Consider the following 22,103-nt stretch of genomic DNA (forward strand, 5'->3'; position numbering starts at 1 on the left):
CCTCGCTGCACTCGGGATGACAGACATTTTGTAGCGATTATCGTGTGACAGGCCCTTAGGATCGGCACGCAGGAGGCAATCATGGCACCGACAGCACCAAGACGTCGCGACGAGTACCGCGAGGATGTCGCGGGACGGGCCAATGTCGGCGACACGCCCGAATTGCTGGCCTACTACGACGACCTCGAACGATACGAGGCCGGCGCGCTGTGGACCGTCGCCAACAAGATCGAGCCGTGGCAGCCCAAGTCGGGCTCGGTCCCGGTGCTGTGGCGCTACGCCGACCTGCGCGAGCCCGTGATGCGCTCGCTCGACCTGGTGACGGCCGAGAAGGCGGGCCGGCGCGTCATCTATCTCAACAATCCAGGCCGGCGCGACGTCTCGGCCGCCGTGGGCTGGCTGTACTCTGGCTTGCAGGTGATGAATCCTGGCGAGGTCGCGTCCTCGCATGCCCATTCGGCATCGGCGCTGCGCTTCATCATGGAAGGCGAGGGCGCCTACACCGTCGTCGACGGCCACAAGATGACGCTGGGCGCCAACGATTTCGTGCTGACGCCCAACGGCACCTGGCACGAGCACGGCGTCGAGGCCACCGGCACGCCCTGCATCTGGCAGGACGGTCTCGACATTCCCCTGGTCAATGCGCTCGAAGCGAATTTCTATGTCGTCCATCCCAACCTGCAGCAGACCGTCGGGCATCCGGTCGACGACATGCGCCACGCGTTCGGAAACCCTGGGCTGGTGCCGTCGACGGGGACGTGGTCGAAGCCCTACTCGCCGCTGCTCAAGTACGAATGGGCGCCGACCTACGAGGCGCTCAACCGCTATGCCAAGGTGACCGACGGATCGCCCTACGACGGGGTGATGATGAACTACATCAACCCGGTGTCGGGCGGTCCGGTGATGCAGACCATCGGTGCGGCGATGCAGATGCTACGCCCCGGCGAGAAGACCAAGGCGCACCGCCACACCGGCAGCTTCATCTACCAGTGCTGCAAGGGAAGCGGCTATTCGATCATCGAGGGCAAGCGCTTCGACTGGCAGGAGCGCGACATCTTCTGCGTGCCGTCCTGGATGTGGCACGAGCACGGCAACCTGTCCGACCGCGACGACGCCTGCCTGTTCACCTTCAACGACCTGCCGGTCATGCAGGCGCTCAGCCTCTATCGCGAGGAGGCGTTCGGCGACAACGGCGGCTACCAGCAGGCGGCGGGGTGAGGGTGATTCCGTCGTCCTGAACGAAGTGAAGGGCCTCACCGCCGCCGAGCACGGGTGTGCTTCGTGACTTCTGGCGATGAGATCCTTCGCTCCGCTCAGGATGACATGAAGACCGTCATCCAGACGTAAAAACTGTCATCCCGAGCATGAGCGAGGGATCTTTCCTCATTCAGCCCTTCGCCGTCCGCAGCTCCTCCGAGCGGTCGGTCGCCGGCGCTGGCGTGCGCGACAGCGCCGCGATCTCGGCGCGCAGCGCCGGGGTCATGTCGACCGTCACCGCGGCCAGCGAATCCTTCAGCTGCTCGACGTTGCGGGCGCCGATGATCGGCGCGGTGATCGCCGGATGGGCGGCGACCCAGGCGATCGCCGTGCTGACCGGATGGAGGCCGCCCTGCCGGCAGAAGCCGACATAGGCCTCGGCGACCTCGACCATCCAGGGATCGCCGTAGCGCGCCTCGTACATCCTGTTGGTCTTGAGCCGGCCCGAGGCCTGGCCGAAATACTTGCCCGACAGCAGGCCGGCGCCGGCCGGGCTGTAGGGAATGACGCCGATGCCGTTGGCCTCGGCCATCGGCAGGATTTCAACTTCGGCCTGGCGCTTCACCAGATTGTACATCGGCTGGATGACTTGCAGGCGCGACCAGTTGTGGCGTTCCTGGAGGTCCACCGCGCGCTGCGTCTGCCATGCCGACCAGTTGCTGACCGCCGGGTAGATCACCTTGCCGGAGCGCACGAGATCCTCGAGCGCGCGCATCGCCTCGTCGATCGGCGTCACCGGATCGAAGCGGTGCAGGAACAGCACGTCGATCCGGTCGGTCTGCAGGCGGCGCAGCGAATCCTCGACCGCGCGCACCACGTGGCGGCGGTTGGCGCCGCGCGCGTTGACGTCAGGACCGGTCGGATTGAAGCATTTGGTGGTGATGACGAGATCGTCGCGATGGCCCTTGATCAGGCGGCCCAGGATCTCCTCCGACCGGCCCTTGTTGTACTCGTTGGCGGTGTCGAAGAAGTTGATGCCGGCATCGCGGACCGCCGCATAGAGCGCGCCCGAGGTCGCCTCGTCGGCGTCGCCGCCGAACGACATGGTGCCAAAGCAAAGCTCGGAGACGGAGATGCCGGTGCGGCCCAGGAGTTTTGTCTTCATGGTGGCGTTTCTACGGCATATTGGCGGTTGCCGGGAGGGCTTTTCTGTCGTGTTGGCGTGACCCGGAGTCCCCGCTGGCTGCGCCATGTGCTAGCGTGCTGGCAATGAAGTTTTGCGGGTGGCGTAGCGTGGGCTGTGGGATTGGGTCTTTCAGGGCAAGATTTAAGCGTCCGATGCCGATGGCGGCCACTCTCGGTCTGCTGCTGCAGGACGTCGTCACGCCTGTATCTCCTCTGCTGTCACGCGCGAATGGAACGCTGTCATCTGAGGAGTTGGTTTCCCCATGGCATTTCCGATCGACACGGCGCAGGAGCTGATTGGCCAGCTCTACGTCGGGTACTGCGGCCGGGCGGCCGATCCTGAGGGTCTCAGCTACTGGGTCGATCGGCTGAACGGCGGCATGTCCCTGGTGGCGATCGCGAACTCGTTCGCGGTGCAGCCTGAAGTGACGGCACGGTATCCCTACCTGGCGGCGCCGTCCGCCAGCGATCCCGTGGCGTTCATCACGGCGATCTACCAGGACTTGTTCAACCGCGGTCCCGACGCCGGCGGTGTGGCCTACTGGGTGGACCAGCTGACGGTGCAGGGCACGCCGCCGGGCCAGATGGTGCTGAACATCATCTCGGGCGCGCAGGGTGCCGACAAGACGACGATCGAGAACAGGACGCACGTCGCGGTCGACTACGCCCAGAAGTTCGTCGACCACAACCTACCTTGGATCGGCATCGCCAGCATTCAGAGCGCGCGCGATGTGGTGATGCCGGTGACCGACGATCCGGCGACGGTTGCAGCGGCGATCCTGCAGATCGACGGCATCACCAGCTCGGCGGGCATCGTGATCTTCTCGGGCGTGCTGCTGCCGGGCGAGTTCCTGTTCGGCGGTCCAGGCAACAAGGACACGCTGACGCTGCAGAACGGCGACGTGGCCAACGGCATCCTGATCGGCTTCGATCAGCTGGCCATCCCGAGCGGGTTCGCCGGCACGTTGTCGATCCGGCAGTGGAACGACTTCCACCCGATCACCGGCGGCGGCGCCAACAGCGCGGCGTACTTCCGCGATGGACAGGCGCCGCTCGGGAGCACGATTACGATTGTGAGCCAGATCGGTCATTACGACTTCTCGAAGTTGACGGCGCTGACCGGCGCCATCACCGTCAACACGCAAGCCTTCCTCGGAGCCGGCCCGCTGATGCAGGCCGGGAGCACGCTGATCGCCACCGACTTCAACGACACGTTCAGTGTCGACGAGGGTGACCTCGACAACGCCCTGAAGATCGACGGCGGCAAGGGCATCGACACGCTGAATGTCGACGTCATGCTGACGTTCGGTAACGCGTTCGGCCAGGTCGGCGATGCCGGGACGACCGACGCGGTGGTGCTGAACGTCGAAAACCTGAACCTGCTCGATGCGGCGAACAATGTCGGCTTCAATGCCGGCACGCAATTCACCAAGGTGATCGGCGGATCCGGCCAGGACACCATCCGCGGCCCGGAGACTCTGGCCGGTGCATGGTTCCTGGATGTGATGGGTGGCTCGGGGGTGTCCACCAACATCATTCAGGTGAGCAGCAAGGTCGCCAACCTCAGCGTCGGCACGATCCAGGCGACGGGTGGCTTCGTCGCGCTCGATATCTCGGCCGGCGGCCCGTCGAACACGACGATGACCTTCCAGCAGTACCAACTGTTCGAGAACTCGGCGATCGGTGCGATCTTCGGCATCATCACCAGCGGCGGCTCGGCCTTCGGCAACACGACCGTCACCTTCTCCGATCGGGTGACGGGCGGTACGGTGCTCGACGATGCCGTGGGCTCCTGGGTGTTCTCGGCGGCTGACGATGCGTTCACCCTGGGCAGCAACAGCCAGAGCATCGACGTGAGCTCCGGCGGCGCCGACACGGCGACCCTGAGCCTGGGCGGTGCCTACGACGGGACGTTCAAGGGCGGCTCGTCGAATGACACGATCCAGTTTGCGGGCAATGTCGACATCACCGGCATCAACGGTGGCGCGGTGACGACGTTCGGCAGGGCCGACTTCATGAACACCAATCGCAGCGTCATCGTGACGTTTGCACAGTACAACGGCTTGGCGCAGTCGTTGCTGAACACGGCCGGCACGCAGACGATTGCCCTGAACTATGCCGGTACAGCCGAGGGTGATGCCGGGATCGAGCAGTATATCCTGAATGCTGGTCCGGGCAGTGACGACAACGTCTTCACGGTGGCGGCCGATAACGGATTGCTGACGACCGGCAGCCAGAGCGTCGATTTCAACGGCGGCACCGACATCGTGGTGTTCGGGACCGGCAAGTTCTCGGGCACGATGAACGGCGCAGGCTTCGGCGCCGGCGACACGACGAAGATCACCGGCAACGCCGATGTCTCCAACGTGAATGGCGGCAAGGCGATCACCTCGCTGGTCGACTTCGACAACCAGTCGACATCGACGACGATGACGACGGATCAGCACAACGGCTTCGCCCAGCCGTTCGGCAAGACGGGTGGAACCCAGACGATCACCCTGAGCACGGACGGCAACGCGAACGGCGATAGTGGCGTCGAGAATTACGTGCTGGTCGACGGCCCGTACACGTTCACCGTGTCCAGCGCCTTGCCGAGCCAGAATGTCGACATCGCCGGGTCATCCGGGGGCGATACGATCATCTACGGATCTGCGACCTTCGCGGGCAGGCTGGTCGGTACGGCCGCCAACGACACGGTGCAGTTCATTGGAAACGCCAACGTTGCCGGCATCAACGGCGGCAACGCCACCGGTGCCGGAAACGTCGACTTCAGCAATGCCGGACTCGTGGTGACGATGACGCTGGCGCAGCACAACGGATTCACCCGACCATTTGGCAACACCGGCGGCACGCAGACCATCAAGCTCGCGACCTCGGGTACTGCGATCGGCGATGTCGGGATCGAGCAGTACGTCCTGGCAGAAGGCGACGACACTTTCACGGCGGCGCCGGACAACAAGATGGCGAACCCGCCGCAGACAGTCGACGTCTCGAGCGGTGGCAGCGACGTGCTCGTGTTCGCCGGCGCGGTCAGCGGCCAGATGAAGGGCGTCACCGCCGACGATACCTACCGGTTTGTCGCGGGCGGCGGCGATGTCGATATCACCGGGTTGAAGAACACAAACGACGTCGTGGGCGGGGCTACCGGGGCCGGCAAGCTCGACTTCGCCGACTCGAGCATCCATGTCAGCATGACAGCGCTGCAGTACAACGGTCCGCTGAAGCCGTTGCTGATCAACACTCGGAATGCGCAGACCATCACGCTGACAAGCGCCCTCGCGACGATAATCCTCGGCGATGGCGGAATCGAGAACTATGTGCTGGCTGGTAGCGGGTCGTGGGATTTTACTGTGGCCAAGAATGATCCACAGCTCGCCGGCGGCAAGCAGAACGTCACCGCCGCGGGTGGCCCTGCGGCTGACGTGATCAAGTTCGGTATCGGCACCTTCAGCGGCGACGTGATGGGCCTCACGAGGCTCGACACGGTGAAGTTCGTCGGCGGCGTGGGCGTCAACAGCGACATCAGCGGCGTCAATGGCGGCGCCACGCTGAACGGCAAGGCGAACTTCAACAACAGCCCGGTCACGGTGGCCATGACAGTGGCCCAGCACCAGGGCTTCGTGGCAGCAGGCTCGCCGTTTGACCAGACGAATGGCACTCAGACCATCGCGCTCGTCAACTCGGGCGTCACCACGGGCGACACGGGGATCGAGAACTATTTCCTGGGCGGCAGTGATGACGATTTCACCGTCGTGGCCGACTTTGGCAGCTTCACGCAGAATGTCGACATCAGCGCGGGTGGCAACGACATCCTCACTTTCGGAGCCGGCACATTCAGCGGCAATCTGATTGGTGGCGGCGTTGGCGATACGGTGCGGTTCGCCGGCGGTACGACAGACGTCTCCGGCGTGAACGGTGGCGGCGCCATGAGCCCGAAAAGCGTGAGCTTTGGCAACACCGACGTGTCGGCAAGCATGACGCTCGTGCAGCACAACGACTTCGCCAAGGACTTCCTGGACACCGGCGGCGCTGGCAAGACTCAGATCATCACGCTGACGACCGACGGCACCACGACGGGCGACAAGGGGATCGAGCAGTATATCCTGGGCCAGGATGACTCGGACTCGAACAGGTTCACGATCGGCGTGGCCGACCAGAACGTCACCGGCCGGTCGGACGATGACACCGTGATCAACCCGTTCAGCGGCCCGACAGGCATCCTGCTTGGCGGCGCCCACAACGTGCAGGGCGACACGCTGGTGCTGCAGGCGGTCGACACCGACCTGACCGCGGGTAGCGGCGAGTTCGAAAACCTGACGCTGGCGGCGGCGGCCGGAAGCCCGACAGTGCGAATGAACGTCAAGGCCCACAACGAGATCACGAACAAGGTGTTCGCGAACGGCAGCGACGACACGGTCATCCTGTCGGACTTCACGGCCGACGTCATCGGCCTGGAGAACATCGAGAACTACACGCTTGAGGCCTCGACGGGAGCGCTCGTGTTCACGCTCAGCGACTCGCAGACCGGTACGATCACCGGCAGTCTTGGTGGCGATATCATCAAGGCCACTGGCGAACAGATGCGGGTGGCGAGCTTGAAGATCGACGCCAAGGGTGGCGGTGACACGCTGATGATCACCACCGACGCCAGGGAGGTCGACCTGCAGGCGAGGACGACCGCCATCGGGACTTTTCACCTGCTTGCCGGCTCGACCAAGAACGTCGTCGGGGCCAACGGAGACAACGTCACGGTCAGCGCAACCGGCAACACGATCTTCACGATGGGCAGCGCCGGCGCGTCCCAGAATTATATCGGAGGCGTCGGCGGCAAGGCCGGGATCGATCAGGTGACCTCCAACGTCGGCAGCACCAACATCAGCACCCGAGATCATGACGATACCGTGACGTCGCTGGTGGGAGGAGCCCTCACCGGCATCTACGATGGCGGCGCGGGCTTCGACACGCTGTCGCTGGCCAACGGCGACGACATCACCGGCGCGACGGTCGTGAATTTCGAGAACCTCGTCCTCGCCAGCAATGCCTCGGTCAAGATGACGGCGGCGCAGTATGCCCAGTTCACCGGCAGCTCGGCCGCCCCGGGCGTGAACACGGTCACGCTGGATACGACCGGTGGCGGGGTCGACAACAAGGTCCTGTTCGCAGACATCGAGAACTGGGTCCTGCTCGACGGCCCGATGAGCACCTACACGATCACCGGCGACAACCAGTTCGTGACCGACCTGCGCAATGTGGAGATAGACCGGAATGTCGCCAATATTGCCGCGGGATTGACGGGGGTCACCCTGCTTGTGAGTGGCGGCGTCGGCATGTTCATCAACGACCTCGGCGGCGGCATCAATCACACCATAACAGTCCCCGGCGGCAGCGGCCTGTTCACCTTCACGACGCTGCAGCTCGGAGGTGTCCACACCGGCCTCTCCGTCCAGCTCAGCCAGGACTCCGATGATCTCATCATCGCGGCGGACAGCAAGATTGCTGGAACCCTGAATGGCGGTGCCACGACCAACGACTCCCTGAGACCGTTCAAGGGAGCGGACATCAGCGAGGCGACGTTCTCCAACTTCGAGCACCTTTATGTCGCTGACGGCGTCAGGCTGAATGCCGACCTGTGGGACCAGTTCGTGGGCACCAACGGCAAGGTCAACTCGCTGTCCAAGTCGGTGCAAGGCACCAGTCTCAACGGCCCCGAGACGATCGACCTGACGACGACCCACTTCAACATCACCACGGCGTATTCGGGCACGACCGGCTCGACCTTGACCGGGATCGAGGGCTACAAATTGTCGAATCCCGGCGATGACTTCCTGCGGGTCAACACCAACTATATCGACGTCAGCAATGTGTACGTCGCCACCGTCGACCTGTCGGGCGGCGGCACTGACTTCATCGTCCTGAACGACACCAGAGCGTCGTTCAGCGGCCTCAACCTCGGTTCGACCCTGACGAACTTCGGCTCGGGGCTGGGCGGCGACCTCGTGCAGATTCAGCTGAACGGCAACTCGATCTCGAGCGGCAGCTTCCAGCTCATCACGGCGGACAACACCAACGTCGCGCAGACGACGGTGGTCATCAACTCGAGCTCGATCCTGATGGACGACACGTGGGACCAGGGCGAAGCGCGCACCCTTCTGAAAGAAGCGATCGGCACGATCGCCACCGGCACCTACACCATGACGGCATACTTCGCCGGCGCCACCAGCGGCGCCTACATCATGGGGGTGGAGATCGTCAATGCCGACAATCCGGCGACCGCCAACATCGACCTGATCGGCATCCTCTCGAGCGTCGGCGTCAACACGCTGACGTCGGACAACTTCACCTGACGAGGGAGACCCCCAGCGCGTTTCAATTGTAGACCGGCTGGGCCCCCGGCACCGGCGAGTAGCCGAAGCTGCCCTTGGCCAGGATCGCCTCGCGGCCACCGAGGGCCGCGATCCTGGCGGCCTGGTCGCGCCGCGCCAGGGCGTCGACGGCGTCGGGATCGACGAGCCGGCGCAGCGCCGCCTCGCAGTCGGCGATCACGCCGTGATGACCCGCGTCCTGGCCGAGGTCGCGCAATTCCAGCGGATCGGCGGCGAGGTCGAAGAGCTGCGGCGGCATGCCGACATAGTGGACGTACTTGAAGGCGCCGCGGCGGATCATGAAGGCGCCGGTGATGGCGCCGGCGGCGTGGTACTCGCAGAGCACCGTGCGCGGCGGGTTGCGGCCGGCGACGACATCGAGCAGCGAGGCGCCCGGCAGGTCGCGGTCGTCGGCATGGACCGGCAGGCCGACGCAGTCGACGATCGTGGGGAAAGCGTCGACCAGCGACACCGGGGCGGCGCACGCCACGCCCTGCGGCACGTCGGCGCCGGCCAGGATCATCGGAACGCCGGCCGCCTCCTCGTACATGTTGGATTTGCCCCACAGGCCGCGCGCGCCGAGATTGTCGCCGTGGTCGGAGGTGTAGACGACGCGGGTGTCGCCGGCGAGGCCGGTCTCCTCGAGCGCCGCCATCAGGCGCCCGACATTGTGGTCGACGAAGCTCACCATGCCGAAATAGGCCGTGATGGCGCGCCGCACCTTCTCGGGCGAATCGAACGCCTCGTCGTAGACCTGGCAGGCGCGCATCGCCTCGAGATAGGGGTGATGCGGCCGCTCGGCTGCGGCGTATTGCGTGGGCCACGGCACCTCGGCCTCGAGATAGAGATCGAACCATTCCGGCCGCGCCTTCAGCGGGAAGTGTGGGCAGACCAGCGACACGAACAGCGCCCACGGCTTGTCGTCGGGCTGGCGCGCCTGCGCGCGCAGCCACTCCTCGGCCGCCGCCGTGATGCGGTCGTCGTAGCCCTGGTAGGTCGAATCGCTGCGGCCGGCATCGGCGGCGAGGCGCAACGCAGCGACGCGCCGCGGCGGCGGATCGCGCAGCATGCCGATCGGATCGCCGATGCCGTCGACGATGTGCAACGGCATGTGCTCGCGGGTGAAGCCGTTGTCGTCCTGGGCGCTGCGGTAATGCAGCTTGCCGATCGACTCGGCGCGATGGCCCGATGCGCGCAGGCGATGCGCCCACGACGGCACGCTGCCGTCGTAGGCGATGCAATTGTCCCAGAAGCGGACATCGTGCACGTACCGGCCGGTCTGGAAGGCGGCGCGCGAGGGCACGCAGATCGGCGAGTTGCAATAGGCGTCGGTGAAGCGCACGCCGGAGGCGGCCAGCCGGTCGAGGTGAGGCGTGCGGATCATCGGATGACCGGAGGCGCCGAGCACGCGCTTGTTGTGCTCGTCGGACATGATGAACAGCATGTTCCGCGGCCTGTGCTCTCGCCCCATCGCCTCGCTCCCCTTCTTCTGGACGGCCAGCGATGCCCGGCTTGCCGCGCGCCGGCAATCGATCGACAGTAGTGCCAATCATGACTGCCAGGGAATGACATGGATCATCGGCAGATAGAGCTGTTCCTTGCCATCGCCGAGCGTCTCAATGTCAGCGAGGCCGCCGAGGCCAAGGGCATCACCCAGCCCGGCCTGTCCAAGAGCATGCATCGCCTGCAGCAGGAGGTGGGTGCCCGGCTCTATCACCGCCGCGGCCGCGGGGTCGAGCTCACCGAGGCCGGCCGCGCGCTCTACCGCCATGGCAAGCTGATCGAGAGCCAGATGGCGGAAGCGCAGGCCGAGATGGCCGGAATCGCCAGCGGCGCCCTGGGGCATGTCCGCATCGGCGCCGGTCCGTCGTGGCTGAGCCGCCTGCTGCCCGATTCGATCGCCACCATCATGGCGCGCCATCCGCGCATCCGCTTCAGCGTCAGGGGCGGCTTCGCCGATCAGCTGATCTGGCAGCTCCGGCGCGGCGAGCTCGACGTCGTGATCGGCGCGCTGCCCGACAACCGCATCGATCCCGACCTGCACTTCCTGCGCCTGACCCGCGACACCCTGCAGGTCGTGGCCCGCACCGGCCATCCGTTGCTCGCCAGGAGCGGACGCGACCTGGCCGACTACGCCGGCCAGCGCTGGTTGCTGCCGGGCCGCAACGAGCTGGTGCGCCAGCGTCTGGCGCAGGCTTTCCGGGCGCGCGGCCTGCCCGAGCCGGTGGTTGTCGTCGAGGTCGATTCGCTGTCCATGATCCTGGCGACCCTGCGCCTCACCGACTGCCTTGCGATGACGACCTCGCAATTGCTGCTGCAGGAGGAGGGATGGGGCATCGCGGCCGTCGACCATGACCAGCTGCGCTTCAACCGCGAAGCCGGCATCGTGCGCAGCCGCCATCTCGAGCCGTCGCCGGCGCTGCGCCTGCTGACCACCGAGCTGCGCCGCATCGCCGCCAGAAGACGAGACAATTGACGGGCTGATACCCGGCGGCGGCATTTCATCCGGGCAACGTCCCGGATATCCTCAACAACCGGACCTCCGGTGGCGCGGGTCAGATGGCGAAGAGCAAGCACTTCATACCAGCAGCGTTGCAGCCCAGCCGATTTCCACGCAGGGCGTGAAGGACGCGCTGAAGCTCGGTCCGCCCTCTACGCAGGGCACCTCCCCCATTACGGGGGAGGCGAGTAAGATGTGTGAGGCTTCTTGTCTACTGCGCCGCCAGCGATCGCGTGGTGCCGAACGACGGCATCACTTCCTCGGCCACCCACTGGAACTGCTCGAGCATGACCGCTTGCGGCGTGCACAGGCTGGTCGACAAGTTGATGTGCTCCATGCCGGGGAAGCGCGCCTCGAGCTTCTTCACATGCTCGATCAGATCGTCCGGCGTGCCGGCGAACCATGAGCCGAGCTTCATGAAATGCTCCAGGGTCGGCACGCCGGCCGCGGCCCAACCGCCGCGACCCTGAGTGGCCGTCACCTGGTCGGGCGTGATGCCGGGCACGAAGCCCAGCGGCGCGAACATCTTGACGTGCTCCTCGAAGAACGGAGTCATCTCCTTGATCGCCTGCTCGCGCGTCCTGGCGAGGTGGAAGAAGATGCCGACCGTGAGGTTCTGGCCGAGCTGCCAGTGCTTGCCGGCGCGCGCCGCGGCGTCGCGATAGGCCGCGATCGGTCCCTCGGCCATGGTCGCCGCCCCGCCGCCGACCGCGCCCTTGATATTGTACTTCACCATGAAATCCATCGCCCGCGGCGTCGCCGAGACGATCGGCTGCCAGCATTCGACCGGCTGGGTGACCGGCCGCGGCACCAGGGTGATGTCCTTGAGCTGGTAGCCGCGATAGGGCACGTCCGGCGGCAGGGTGTAGTGCTTGCCGCGATGGGAGAAGCGGTCGCTGTGGAAGGCCTTGAACAGGATCTCGACCTGCTCCTCGAACAGCTCGCGGTTGGCGGCCTGGTCCTGCAACGGGCTGCCGAAGGTCTCGACCTCGCGCGTGTGGTAGCCGCGGCCAACGCCGAACACCGTGCGGCCCTTAGTCAGGATGTCGGCGACGGCGTAGTCCTCGGCCAGGCGCAGCGGATGCCACATCGGCGCGATGTTGAAGCCGCAGCCGATCTTCAGCCGCTCGGTGAGATGGGCGAGATGCACCGCCACCATCAGGAGATTGGGCAGCACCTCGTAGCCCTCGCGCTGGAAGTGGTGCTCGGCGAGCCACAGCGTGTCCCAGCCAAACCTGTCCATCTGGCGGGCGACGGCTTCGGTTTTCTCGAACACGCTGGCCAACTGGTCGTTGGTGAAGTTGCGCTCGTTGGCCGGCGTCGCCTGCTGGCCGAGATCGGGCATGTCGATATGGCCGGGATAGACGGTCACGAACTTGCTGATCATGCTGCCTCCTTGCCGAGGGGCGTTGGTCGGACGGGCACTCGGACGGAATCATATCGGTTGACCGGCAGGCCGCGGAAGTCCCCGGACCCCGGCCGCGATTGACAGGCGGTTCCCTGGCACCTCAATTGCACGGGAATTCGCGGCACTGACTCGTCTCGTGAGGAGCAGCATGGCGCACAGTCACATCCACCTCGATCCGGCGGTGCCCCTCGCGCGCCAGGCCGACAAGGGCGGCCATAACCGCTGGCATCCCGACATCGCGCCGGCGGTGCGCATCGCCTCGGGCTCGACCGTCGAGATGGAGACGATCGACGGCGTCGACGGCCAGATCACGCCCAGGACCAAGGCCGCCGACCTCGCCAGCCTCGACATGGGGCGAGTTCATCCGCTGACCGGGCCGGTCCATGTCGAGGGCGCCGAGCCGGGCGACCTGCTGGCGGTGAAGATCGAGAAGATCGTCACCGCCAATCACGGCTTCACCGTCATCATGCCGGGCTTCGGTTTCCTGCGCGATCTCTTCCCGACGCCGTTCGTCGTGCACTGGGAGATGGCCGGCGGCTTCGCCGTGTCGAAGCAGATTCCCGGCGTGCGCATTCCCGGCGCGCCGTTCATGGGCGTGATGGGCGTGGCGCCCTCGCACGAGCTGCTGGACCGCATCGTGGCGCGCGAGGCCGAGCTCGCCGGCCGCGGCGGCATGGTGATGCCGCCTGATTCCGCCGGCGCCATTCCCGCTATCGCCGGCATTGCCAGCCGCGCGCTGCGCACCATCTCGCCGCACGAGACCGGCGGCAATTTCGACATCAAGTCGCTGACCGAGGGCGCCACGCTCTATCTGCCGGTGCAGGTGTCGGGCGCGCTGTTCTCGGTCGGCGACGCGCATTTCGCCCAGGGCGACGGCGAATCGTGCGGCACCGCGGTCGAGACCTCGGCCACCTTCGTCGCCCGCTTCGAGGTGATGAAGGGCGAGGCGCGGCGCCGGCGCCAGCGCGATCCGTCCTATGCCCTGCCGGGCCACGCCCATCACGGCGCGGCGGGCGTGCACGGCGCCCACGGCGCGACGCCGAGCAAGGGCTACTATGCCACCACCGGCATGTCGGTCGCCGCCGACGGCCGCGCCGAGTCGGAGAACCTCACCCTGGCGGCGCGCAATGCGCTGATCAACATGATCGACTACATCGCCGACGCCTACAGCCTGTCGCGCGAGCAGGCCTATTGCCTGGCCAGCGTCGCCGTCGACCTGCGCATCAGCCAGGTCGTCGACGTGCCCAACATGACGGTGTCGGCGGTGCTGCCGCTCGACATCTTCGGGCGCTAGCCGGATGAAGCCTGCGCCGCGTCACGCCGCACCGGACGATGCCGGCAGCCGTCGCGCCACGCCGGCGGTCGTCGTCTACGAGGGCAAGGGAATGCCGGCCTACGACCGCGCGTTCTACGAGGCGGCGCGGCAAGGCATGGGCAAGGTCTGCGAGACCATCGTGCCGCCGCGCGAGGCGCGGACCTTCGAGGTGCCGGCCGGGCATTTCTTCCGCATCGTCAGCATCGAGGGACCGCAGGTCGGCGATCTCAATCTGTGGCACGCCCACGATCTCTCGGAGCGCTTCTTCAGCGGCAAGACGCGGGCCCTGCACGGCACCCATGTCGGCACCGGCGACCGGCTGTGGAGCTGCCTGCCGCACCTGCGGCCGATGGCGACGATCACCGCCGACACGCTCGACTGGTACGGCTTCGACGCCGACGGCGGCGGCGTCCACGACGTCATCGGCACGCGCTGCGACCCCTATACCCAGCTCCTGCTGGCCGGCACCGAGTATCACCGTTGCTGCCATTCCAACCTGACCCGGGCGCTGGCGGCGGGCCGGGGGCTCGCCCTGGCCGACGCCGAGCCGCAAATCCACGACGTGCTGAACGTCTTCATGTGCACCGGCTTCACCCGCGATACCCACCAGTATTTCATGAAGGCGAGCCCGGTCCGGCCGGGCGATTTCCTCGAGATGTTTGCCGAGATCGACCTGCTGGGCGGGCTGTCGGCCTGTCCAGGCGGCGACTGCAGCGCCACCCATTCGAGCGACGCGGCACGCTGCCATCCCCTCAAGGTCGAGGTCTACCGGCCCCGGGAGGGCGCCCTCGCGGCATGGCAGGCCCCGCAAAGAAGCGCATACTCCCGTTCGCATGGTACTTTGCCCGCAGCGTGAAATGCGTTAGCGAAGGAGCTGTGGGGATTTGAACGGTGAGCGTGAGTCGCAGGAATGACTAAACCGGTAGTGGGCGTGATCGGCAACTCATCCGTCGTCAACGACCGGCACAACGTGCAGCTCGTGGGACAGCGCAATCTGTGCGCCATTGCCGAGGTCGCCGAGGCCCTGCCGCTGATGTTCGCCGGCACGCCGCAGATCACCGACATCGACGCCCTGCTGGGCGCGGTCGACGGCATCCTGCTGACGGGCGCGCGCGCCAACGTCCATCCGACCTGCTTCGGCGTCGAGCCCGATCCCAAGCACGAGCCCTACGACCTGGATCGTGACGCCATGGCGCTGTCGCTGATCGAGGCCTGCGTCGAGCGCGGCGTGCCCCTGTTCGGCATCTGCCGCGGCTTCCAGGAGATGAACGTGGCGTTCGGAGGCTCCCTGCATCCGGAGATCCGCGAGTTGCCCGGCCGCATGAACCATCGCATGCCGCGGCTCGAGAACGGCGAGGTCCATCCCGACCCGCTGGTCGTGTTCGCCGACCGCCACGAGGTGCGGCTGACACCGGACGGCGTGTTCGCCAAGCTGTTCGGCCAGGCCACCATCCGGGTCAATTCCCTGCACGGCCAGGGCATCCTCGAGCCCGGCAAGCGCGTGGTCTGCGAGGGCATTGCCGAGGACGGCACCATCGAGGCCATCCGAATCGCCGACGCGCCGGGTTTTGCCCTGGGGGTGCAATGGCACGCCGAGTACGACCCCCAGATCAACCCCATCAACCGCGCCCTGTTCCAGGCCTTCGGCACGGCTTTGAGGGCGCGGAAAGAGGCCGCCTGAGTCTTCCTCCCCAGCGAAGCTGGGGAGGAGTGGGTGAGCGCTTGTGCTAGACTGATCGTCTCACATGGAGACCGCCATGGCGCAGAAGACCTGGGTACTCAGCGGCGAGTACATGGAGAGCTGCAACTGCGACTATCTCTGCCCCTGCATCTTCACCAACCCGCAGGCGCCGGCGACGCACGAGCATTGCACGGCGCTGATGGTCTATCGCATCGACCGCGGCCGTCATGACGGCATCGTGCTGGATGGTCTCAAGTTCGCGCTGGTGATCCGGTCGGGCCGAGTGATGGCCGATGGCGGCTGGGTGTTCGGCGTCGTGGTCGACGAGGCGGCGAACGAGGCGCAGCGGCGGGCGCTGGCGGCGATCGTCGGCGGCACGGCGGGAGGACCGCCGCAGATGATCCGCGACAATCTGGTGAGCGATTTCCGCGGCATCGAGTACCGAAGCATCGACTTCACCATGGATGGCCTCAAGCGCGCCGCCGAAATCCCCGGCATCGCCGCCTTCGCCATCGAGGGCGTGGCGTCGCGCAATCGCTCCGGCGAGCCGTTCTATATCGACAACACCGCCCATCCCGCCAACCGCCGCCTGGCGCTGGCGCGCTCGAGCAGGACCGAGGTGCAGGGCTTCGGCCTCGACCTCGCGCTCGTCGGCAAGGGCAACAACGGTCACTTCGCGCCTTTTGCCTGGGCTGCCTGACCTGCCGCTTTCTGGGCCGTTTCTCGCGCCCCTTCGGCAGCCGCGGCTGCTGATTGCCGCCGCGCTTGCCGGCCTGGTTGGGCTGAGCTGGCTCTATCTCGCCGGGCTCGCCCGCGACATGGCGGCGATGGACCCCGACATGGCCATGCCACTGATGGGCGCGCGCGACCTCGTGCTCCTGCTGGCGATGTGGTGCGTCATGATGGTCGGCATGATGTTGCCGAGCGCGGCGCCGATGATCCTGACCTTCGCCTCGATCAACCAGCGGCGGCGCCAGCGCGGCCAGCCCTATGTCCCGACGGCGCTGTTCACCGCAGGCTATCTCGCCGCCTGGGCTGCCTTCAGCATCGCCGCGACCCTGGCGCAGTGGGGACTCGAACGCCTCGCCCTGCTGGCGCCGATGGCGATGAAGACCACCAGCCCAGTGCTGGCAGGCGGGCTGCTGGTGGCCGCCGGTCTCTACCAGCTGACGCCGCTGAAGCAGGTCTGTCTCACCCACTGCCGCTCGCCCTTCGACTTCCTCCTCAACCGCTGGCTTGACGGAGCCGGCGGCGCCTGGCGCATGGGCTGGTCGCACGGCCTCTACTGCCTCGGCTGCTGCTGGATCCTGATGGCCCTGCTGTTCGTCGTCGGCGCGATGGACCTTCTGTGGGTGGCCGGCTTCGCCGCCTTGGTGCTGGTCGAGAAGCTGCTGTCGGCCGGCCTGTGGATCGCCCGCGTGAGCGGCGTCGCACTGATGGCGTGGGGCGTCTGGGTGTTGAGCGTCGGTCAAACGACACCGTGAGCGTCGTCCGAAATCGTTGGGACGCGCATGCGTCGGGGCCGGCGCCTATCGTCTGGCTGAAGCGATTGCGGCTGTCGTGGTCGCGATGATCATCAGGCCAGTTACCGCGATCAACGCCATCGACAGAGAAACCATGGTCAGCACCGCACTGGCAAAGATGACGCCTGTTGCGTTCGCGGTGCGCAGCAGGGCGAACACTTCGGGTCGTCTCTGCGGCGGAGCGAGCGTGTCGAGGATGAGCGAATAGTAGGTGCTCAAGGGGGCCATGACGCAGCCTATGAGGACGGTTGCAATGACGGTCGTCGTGACGGATTGATCGAGCGCAGCGAGAGCAGAACCCAGCGTCATGATCGACAGTTGGGCCAGGACGGTCTTCCGCGTCGCCATGCGGTTGCGCACGCTGACCCATATGCCGCTCGCCACCGACGTCAAACACAGGGGAACCGTGAACATGATCGCCGAGGCAGGTTCGTAGCCGAAGTTCAGCGCCAGCGCGACGGCACCGATCTCGATGGCGGCAACAGTGGCGCCAGACGCGGCGGCACACATGAGCCACGGCAAGATGGAAGGACTGATAACCGAGCCCCTGGCACGGTGTACGCCCTCGCCATGGGCCGGGCCAATGCTCGGAACCAACAATGCCGGCACAGCGCCGACAGCCGCGAGCGCCAGGACGGCCAGGATCGGCGAGAGGGTGCCGAGACCGGAAGCTGCCACGGGAGCCAGCACAAAGGTTGTCTCGTTGAGCGTGGCGGCAATACCGAGAGCGCGTGGCAACCGCGATCCAGGCGCCAGGTGATTGAGCACGGCGCGCAGATACCCGTAGGCCGCGCCGTTGACCAATCCGGCAGCGGCCGCAAGGACGATGAGCCAGGCGAATGGGGCTTCATATGCTGCGAACAAGCCGATCGAAATCAGGGCCAGGGTGCGAATGGCCACCAGCAGCTTCAAGGCGGTGGCCAGAGGCAAGTTCCTGGCGAGCCTGGTTATCGGGATGGCACCGATCACTTGGGCAAGCGTCATTGCGAGGATCATGGCCGCGCCGCCACTGGTGTTGCCGGTGAGACTCAAGGCAACCAGCGCGAACGTGATAGGCCCTGCGGCCTGCGGCACCCCTAGAGTGGCCGATGAGACGGACCAGCGAAGTAGCGGCCATCGCCGCTCGATCCGCCGCCCCGGGACTGTGTGGCTTTCCAATCCCCTGCTACCTTCACTCTGTCGGCCGCGCCGGTCTACGGCAGCAGTCGATCGACAGCAGAGATCCACACCGCGCGGGCTTCCTCGGCCGACAAGCCGTGATGGTCGCGCATATGCGACCAGTTGTCGAAGTCGATGATGGATTCGATCACGATCAGAAGCTGCCGCCGATGCTCGGCCGCCAGGGGAGCGAGCTCGGCGGCGAAGGTCTGCTCGGTCATCGTGCGGGCGGCCGCACGCGTCTGCGTGATGTGCCGGCGCAACGACGGGGACTCGCCCTGGTGAGCGTGCATGGTACGCCACAGCGGCATGATGCGCTCGCAGAGCTCGGCATGGACCCCGATATGGGAGTGCAGCCGGGCCTGCCGGTCACCGGCGAGGGCACTTGGTGACGCCGAGCCGATGTCCGTGAACAGGTAATCGGCGGCCGCGACTCGCAGCGCGGCCATGTCATGGAAGCGCTCGAACACCGAGCGGACCGAGCAACCGGCATGATCGGAAATCTCGCTGGACGTCGGATCCTTGCCGCCCGAGCGCAGCAGGGCCAGGTAGGCTTCGATGATGCGCTGACGCATCCGCTCGGTGCGCAGGAACCGGCCGTCGACCCTTGATGGCGCGCCGCCGGCGTTCCTTGGGCGGCGGGGCGCGTCCGACATCGCTAGGTCACTCTCGTCATCCCCGTCATTCGTCGAAACATGCGAAGCCACCGTGGTTCAGGTCGCAAGCGCAAGGGAATCGCGCCTGCAGGCTGCCGGTCACCATCATCCGCCATGTGCTCGTGCACGGGTGCGCCCCCAAGACTGAGGAGTACGGTCGGCACCCTGCTGTGCGCGGGTCGCCAGCCGACGTGGGAGCTTCGAGGGCTTCGATCTCAATTGCAAGATTCATTCATACCGGGTGGCGAGCGCGGCGACTCCGTGTCGACATCCTGTTCGCACTCCCTCATTGCGGCCACAGGCTGCCCATGTTTTCGCGCACAACGTGCGTTTTCCCAAAGGGTGTCGGGAACCAGAGCGATTGATTTGAGTTGTATTTCGTACGGATATCGACGCGATGCTGCGTCAAGGAGACGATAGGATGATGATTCGGCGCACTGCCGCTGTGCTGATCGGCGGCCTGTTCCTGGCACCTTTCTCGACGATGGCGCAGAGCACCAACCTCGCCTACGCGAGTGGGCAGCCGCGCTCGGAATACATGGTGTTCCTCGACAAGGGCACCGGTCCGCTCCCCCCCGCTGCCGTCGCCACCGTGCGGACCGCTGCGCGCGCCGCCGCCGGCAAGGCCATTCACGTTAGCGGCCGGGCCGAGCATGCCCAACTGGTGAAGCAGGAACTGATCCGCGACGGCATCCCCGCCACCTCGATCTTCGTGTACAGCGACACGGGGCCGGCGCTGATGCGCGTCAACGACGGGATCAGCTCGCCGAACGACCGCCGGGTCGATATCAAGTTCTGACGCCCGTCAGGACAGTCTGAGTGGCTGGGCACTTCGTGCAGGGTGTCGACCTGCGGCCGGGCGCCGTCCATTGAAGCGAGGCCTCTTCAGCGGCGATCAGCCAGTCGTAATAGGTGTTCGACGTGACATCCGCCCGTTCATAGGGATCGGCCCTGAGGTCGAACAGCTTGGGCAGGCGCAGGGTCGTGGAGGGTTCTGCCCAGATGCGCAAGGTTCCGGGTGCGCGCTGCTCCATGAACACGACCTTCCGGTTCTCGTAGCGCAGGCCGGCCAGCTCGCCATCGTCGTGGCTTTCAATCACGACGACGGTCAGCCGGGCCTGACGACGCATCGGAACCCCACGTGGCTGGTCGAGGTGTCGACAGGCTCGGCATGGCGCGCGGCGGGGCGATAGCGCCGGCAGTAGTTGGGGGCGCACAGATGCGAGCCGCCCTTCAGCACCTTGCGGGGGATTCGAATCGACGGCTGGTGCAGGTCGTAGCTGTCCTCGATCGGGCCGCCGCGCGGGTTCTGGGGCACGCAGCAAGCCTTGCCGGCATCGGCCTCGTGCCGTGTCGAATACCAGTCGGTCGTCCATTCCCAGACGTTGCCGATCATGTCGAAGAGGCCGTAGCCATTGGCGGGAAACGTGCGCACCGGCGAGGTGCGCGCCCAGCCGTCCGTCTTGAGGTTCTCGAGTGGGAATGCGCCTTGCCAGGTGTTGGCCATGTGCCGGTCATCCGGCGTGAACGCGTCGCCCCAGGCGAACTCGGCGCCGTCGAGACCGCCGCGCGCGGCGAATTCCCATTCGGCTTCGCGCGGCAACTCCTTGCCGGCCCAGCGTGCATAGGCCGCGGCGTCGCAATAGGCGATCTGGACCACGGGATGGTCGTCGAGCCCGCCGATATGGCTTCCCTTTCCGTAAGGCCGGCGCCACGTCGCGCCGAAGGTGAAGCGCCACCATTGGCTCCAGTCGCGCAGGTCGACGGCGCGCGTCGGCGGCGTGAAGACCAGCCCGCCGGCCTTCAGCATGTTCGGCCGGGCGCCGGGATAGTCCTTGGGATCTGGCGCGATCTCGGCCCAGGTGACATGGCCGGTGGCCTGCACGAAGGCGCGGAACTGCGCGTTGGTGACCGGCGTCGCATCGATCCAGAAGCTGTCGACCGAGACGCTGTGCGCCGGCGCTTCTTCCGGATAGTGCCTGTCCGAACCCATGCGGAACGTGCCGCCGGGGATCCAGATCATGCCGGTGGCCGGACTCGTCCGCTGATCGACGTCGACACTCATTTCAGTTCGAACGGATAGATGACCTTCCAGTCGTTCTTCATGTCAGCGAGCGCCCAGTGCCGGCGGATCGCTTCGTTCCACGCCTTGTCGAGCCGGCCGACCGGCGAGTTGCGATCGTAGGCATACTCGCGCACGGCGTCCGTGTGATGGACCAGGCCCATGAAGCGCGCCCCGGCCCCGGCGGCGGTCCATTCCAGCATCTGCTGATCGCCGTCGGAATTGCCGAAGGAGAAGATCGGCCGCCGCCCGATGAAGCGATTGATGCCTTCCGGCTTGCCCGGGCCGTCGTCGATGAACTCCACCTTGGCTTCCTTGACGAGGACCGGCTTATCGGGGGAGGGCATCTCGTACTTCGTGACTCCAGACGAGCCCACGACCTGCTCGGGCGGTATGCCGTAGGTCCGATCGGTCCAGGGGCGCATGAAATCGATGCCGCCGCCCGAGACGATGAAGGTCTTGAAATGATGGGCACGCAGGAAAGCCAGCAGCTCGATCATCGGCTGATAGACGAGATCGGTGTACGGGCGATCGAAGCGCGGATGTCGCGCCGCGGCGATCCACTCGACGACCGTCGCGGTGAATTCCTCGGTCGTCATGCCGGCATGGGTCGCAGCCATGATCTGGAGGATGCCCTTCTCGCCCATGGCGGCGAGGGCGGCGCGGTCGCCCTCCAGCACCCAGCGGAACGGCTCGAGGGTCTTCCACTCCGGATGCCGCTCGGCTTGGGCCTTCACTCGGTCCATCGCGAAGATCACCTGGAAATAGATCGGCTGCTCCGTCCACAGCGTCCCGTCGTTGTCGAAGCAGGCAATGCGCTGCGGGATGTCGACGAACTCGCGACTGCCGGGCGAGGTCACGCGGGTCACGAAATCCACGATCGCCTGCTTGGTCGCGCCGGCGTTCCAAGAGGGCAAGGGATCGCCCTGTGCCGCGCCTGGCCGCGCAGCGCCTTGCGCCAGGAGGAGAGCGCTGGCGCCCAGGACAGTCCGACGGAGCAAGGGGCGGCGGCCATGGCCGGCTGCAGCCGGAGCGTTGTCGTTCGACATGATCGAG

At 66.2% G+C, this 22,103-nt stretch carries 16 protein-coding genes and 1 pseudogene; 9 read left to right on the forward strand and 8 right to left on the reverse strand.

All coding sequences use genetic code 11. The annotated features are described in order from the left end of the window. Nucleotides 1-81 precede the first annotated feature (81 nt). Complete coding sequence (locus ACILR9_RS11815) at nt 82-1,218, forward strand: cupin domain-containing protein (protein WP_395710125.1); 1,137 nt, start codon at nt 82-84, stop codon at nt 1,216-1,218. 169 nt (nt 1,219-1,387) lie between these two features. Here the strand turns inward: ACILR9_RS11815 and ACILR9_RS11820 are convergent, their stop codons facing one another. Further along, nucleotides 1,388-2,362 carry an aldo/keto reductase gene (locus ACILR9_RS11820; RefSeq protein WP_395710126.1) on the reverse strand — a complete coding sequence of 325 codons (975 nt, stop codon included), beginning with the start codon at nt 2,360-2,362 and terminating at the stop codon, nt 1,388-1,390. A gap of 283 nt (nt 2,363-2,645) precedes the next feature. Between ACILR9_RS11820 and ACILR9_RS11825 the strand changes: the two genes are divergently transcribed. Further along, nucleotides 2,646-8,726, forward strand: coding sequence for a DUF4214 domain-containing protein (locus ACILR9_RS11825; RefSeq protein WP_395710127.1), 6,081 nt, complete (start codon nt 2,646-2,648; stop codon nt 8,724-8,726). A 22-nt stretch (nt 8,727-8,748) separates the two neighbouring features. On the opposite strand, the gene ACILR9_RS11830 is transcribed toward ACILR9_RS11825, so the two are convergent. Next, a complete protein-coding gene (locus ACILR9_RS11830; RefSeq protein ID WP_395710128.1) occupies nt 8,749-10,293 on the reverse strand; it encodes a sulfatase-like hydrolase/transferase in 1,545 nt (514 codons plus the stop codon). Between the two features lie 21 nt (nt 10,294-10,314). On the opposite strand from ACILR9_RS11830, the gene ACILR9_RS11835 reads away from it, so the two are divergent. Next, a complete protein-coding gene (locus tag ACILR9_RS11835; protein ID WP_395710129.1) occupies nt 10,315-11,220 on the forward strand; it encodes a LysR family transcriptional regulator in 906 nt (301 codons plus the stop codon). A 235-nt stretch (nt 11,221-11,455) separates the two neighbouring features. Here ACILR9_RS11835 and ACILR9_RS11840 read toward each other — a convergent pair whose 3' ends face one another. Next, on the reverse strand, nt 11,456-12,631 hold the full coding sequence (locus tag ACILR9_RS11840) for an LLM class flavin-dependent oxidoreductase (protein ID WP_395710130.1): 1,176 nt from the start codon (nt 12,629-12,631) through the stop codon (nt 11,456-11,458). 169 nt (nt 12,632-12,800) lie between these two features. Between ACILR9_RS11840 and ACILR9_RS11845 the strand changes: the two genes are divergently transcribed. From ACILR9_RS11845 to ACILR9_RS11865, 5 genes are all read left to right on the forward strand, one after another. Further along, nucleotides 12,801-13,946 carry an acetamidase/formamidase family protein gene (locus ACILR9_RS11845; protein ID WP_395710131.1) on the forward strand — a complete coding sequence of 382 codons (1,146 nt, stop codon included), beginning with the start codon at nt 12,801-12,803 and terminating at the stop codon, nt 13,944-13,946. Between the two features lie 4 nt (nt 13,947-13,950). Continuing rightward, nucleotides 13,951-14,823 (forward strand): urea carboxylase-associated family protein, encoded by an 873-nt coding sequence (locus ACILR9_RS11850; RefSeq protein ID WP_395710132.1) that lies wholly within the window; start codon nt 13,951-13,953, stop codon nt 14,821-14,823. Nucleotides 14,824-14,877: 54 nt separating this feature from the next. Further along, a complete protein-coding gene (locus ACILR9_RS11855; protein WP_395710133.1) occupies nt 14,878-15,648 on the forward strand; it encodes a gamma-glutamyl-gamma-aminobutyrate hydrolase family protein in 771 nt (256 codons plus the stop codon). A gap of 76 nt (nt 15,649-15,724) precedes the next feature. Next, nucleotides 15,725-16,348, forward strand: a complete 624-nt coding sequence (locus tag ACILR9_RS11860; RefSeq protein WP_395710134.1) for a DUF1326 domain-containing protein — start codon at nt 15,725-15,727, stop codon at nt 16,346-16,348. Next, nucleotides 16,332-17,132: a DUF2182 domain-containing protein gene (locus ACILR9_RS11865; RefSeq protein WP_395710135.1), complete on the forward strand. Its 801-nt coding sequence runs from the start codon at nt 16,332-16,334 to the stop codon at nt 17,130-17,132. The genes ACILR9_RS11860 and ACILR9_RS11865 overlap by 17 nt, the downstream gene beginning before the upstream one ends. A gap of 45 nt (nt 17,133-17,177) precedes the next feature. On the opposite strand, the gene ACILR9_RS11870 is transcribed toward ACILR9_RS11865, so the two are convergent. Together ACILR9_RS11870 and ACILR9_RS11875 are read right to left on the reverse strand one after the other, a co-directional pair. Next, nucleotides 17,178-18,398: an MFS transporter gene (locus ACILR9_RS11870; protein ID WP_395710136.1), complete on the reverse strand. Its 1,221-nt coding sequence runs from the start codon at nt 18,396-18,398 to the stop codon at nt 17,178-17,180. Further along, nucleotides 18,365-19,036, reverse strand: coding sequence for a TetR/AcrR family transcriptional regulator (locus ACILR9_RS11875; protein WP_395710137.1), 672 nt, complete (start codon nt 19,034-19,036; stop codon nt 18,365-18,367). Before ACILR9_RS11875 ends, ACILR9_RS11870 begins: the two co-directional genes overlap by 34 nt. A 370-nt stretch (nt 19,037-19,406) precedes the next feature. Between ACILR9_RS11875 and ACILR9_RS11880 the strand changes: the two genes are divergently transcribed. Further along, the gene (locus ACILR9_RS11880) at nt 19,407-19,784 is read left to right on the forward strand and encodes a hypothetical protein (protein WP_395710138.1); all 378 of its coding nucleotides are present in this window, start codon (nt 19,407-19,409) and stop codon (nt 19,782-19,784) included. A 94-nt stretch (nt 19,785-19,878) separates the two neighbouring features. On the opposite strand, the pseudogene ACILR9_RS11885 reads toward ACILR9_RS11880, so the two are convergent. The 3 genes and pseudogenes from ACILR9_RS11885 to ACILR9_RS11895 all read right to left on the reverse strand — a co-directional run. Further along, a pseudogene (locus ACILR9_RS11885) lies at nt 19,879-20,073 on the reverse strand (arylsulfatase); the annotation flags it as partial. Nucleotides 20,074-20,093: 20 nt separating this feature from the next. Beyond that, on the reverse strand, nt 20,094-21,050 hold the full coding sequence (locus ACILR9_RS11890) for a formylglycine-generating enzyme family protein (protein ID WP_395710139.1): 957 nt from the start codon (nt 21,048-21,050) through the stop codon (nt 20,094-20,096). Continuing rightward, nucleotides 21,047-22,096: an HAD family hydrolase gene (locus ACILR9_RS11895; protein WP_395710140.1), complete on the reverse strand. Its 1,050-nt coding sequence runs from the start codon at nt 22,094-22,096 to the stop codon at nt 21,047-21,049. The genes ACILR9_RS11890 and ACILR9_RS11895 overlap by 4 nt, the downstream gene beginning before the upstream one ends. Between the last annotated feature and the right edge of the window lie 7 nt (nt 22,097-22,103).

It is taken from the genome of Reyranella sp. (assembly GCF_044224635.1).
Lineage (GTDB): Bacteria > Pseudomonadota > Alphaproteobacteria > Reyranellales > Reyranellaceae > Reyranella.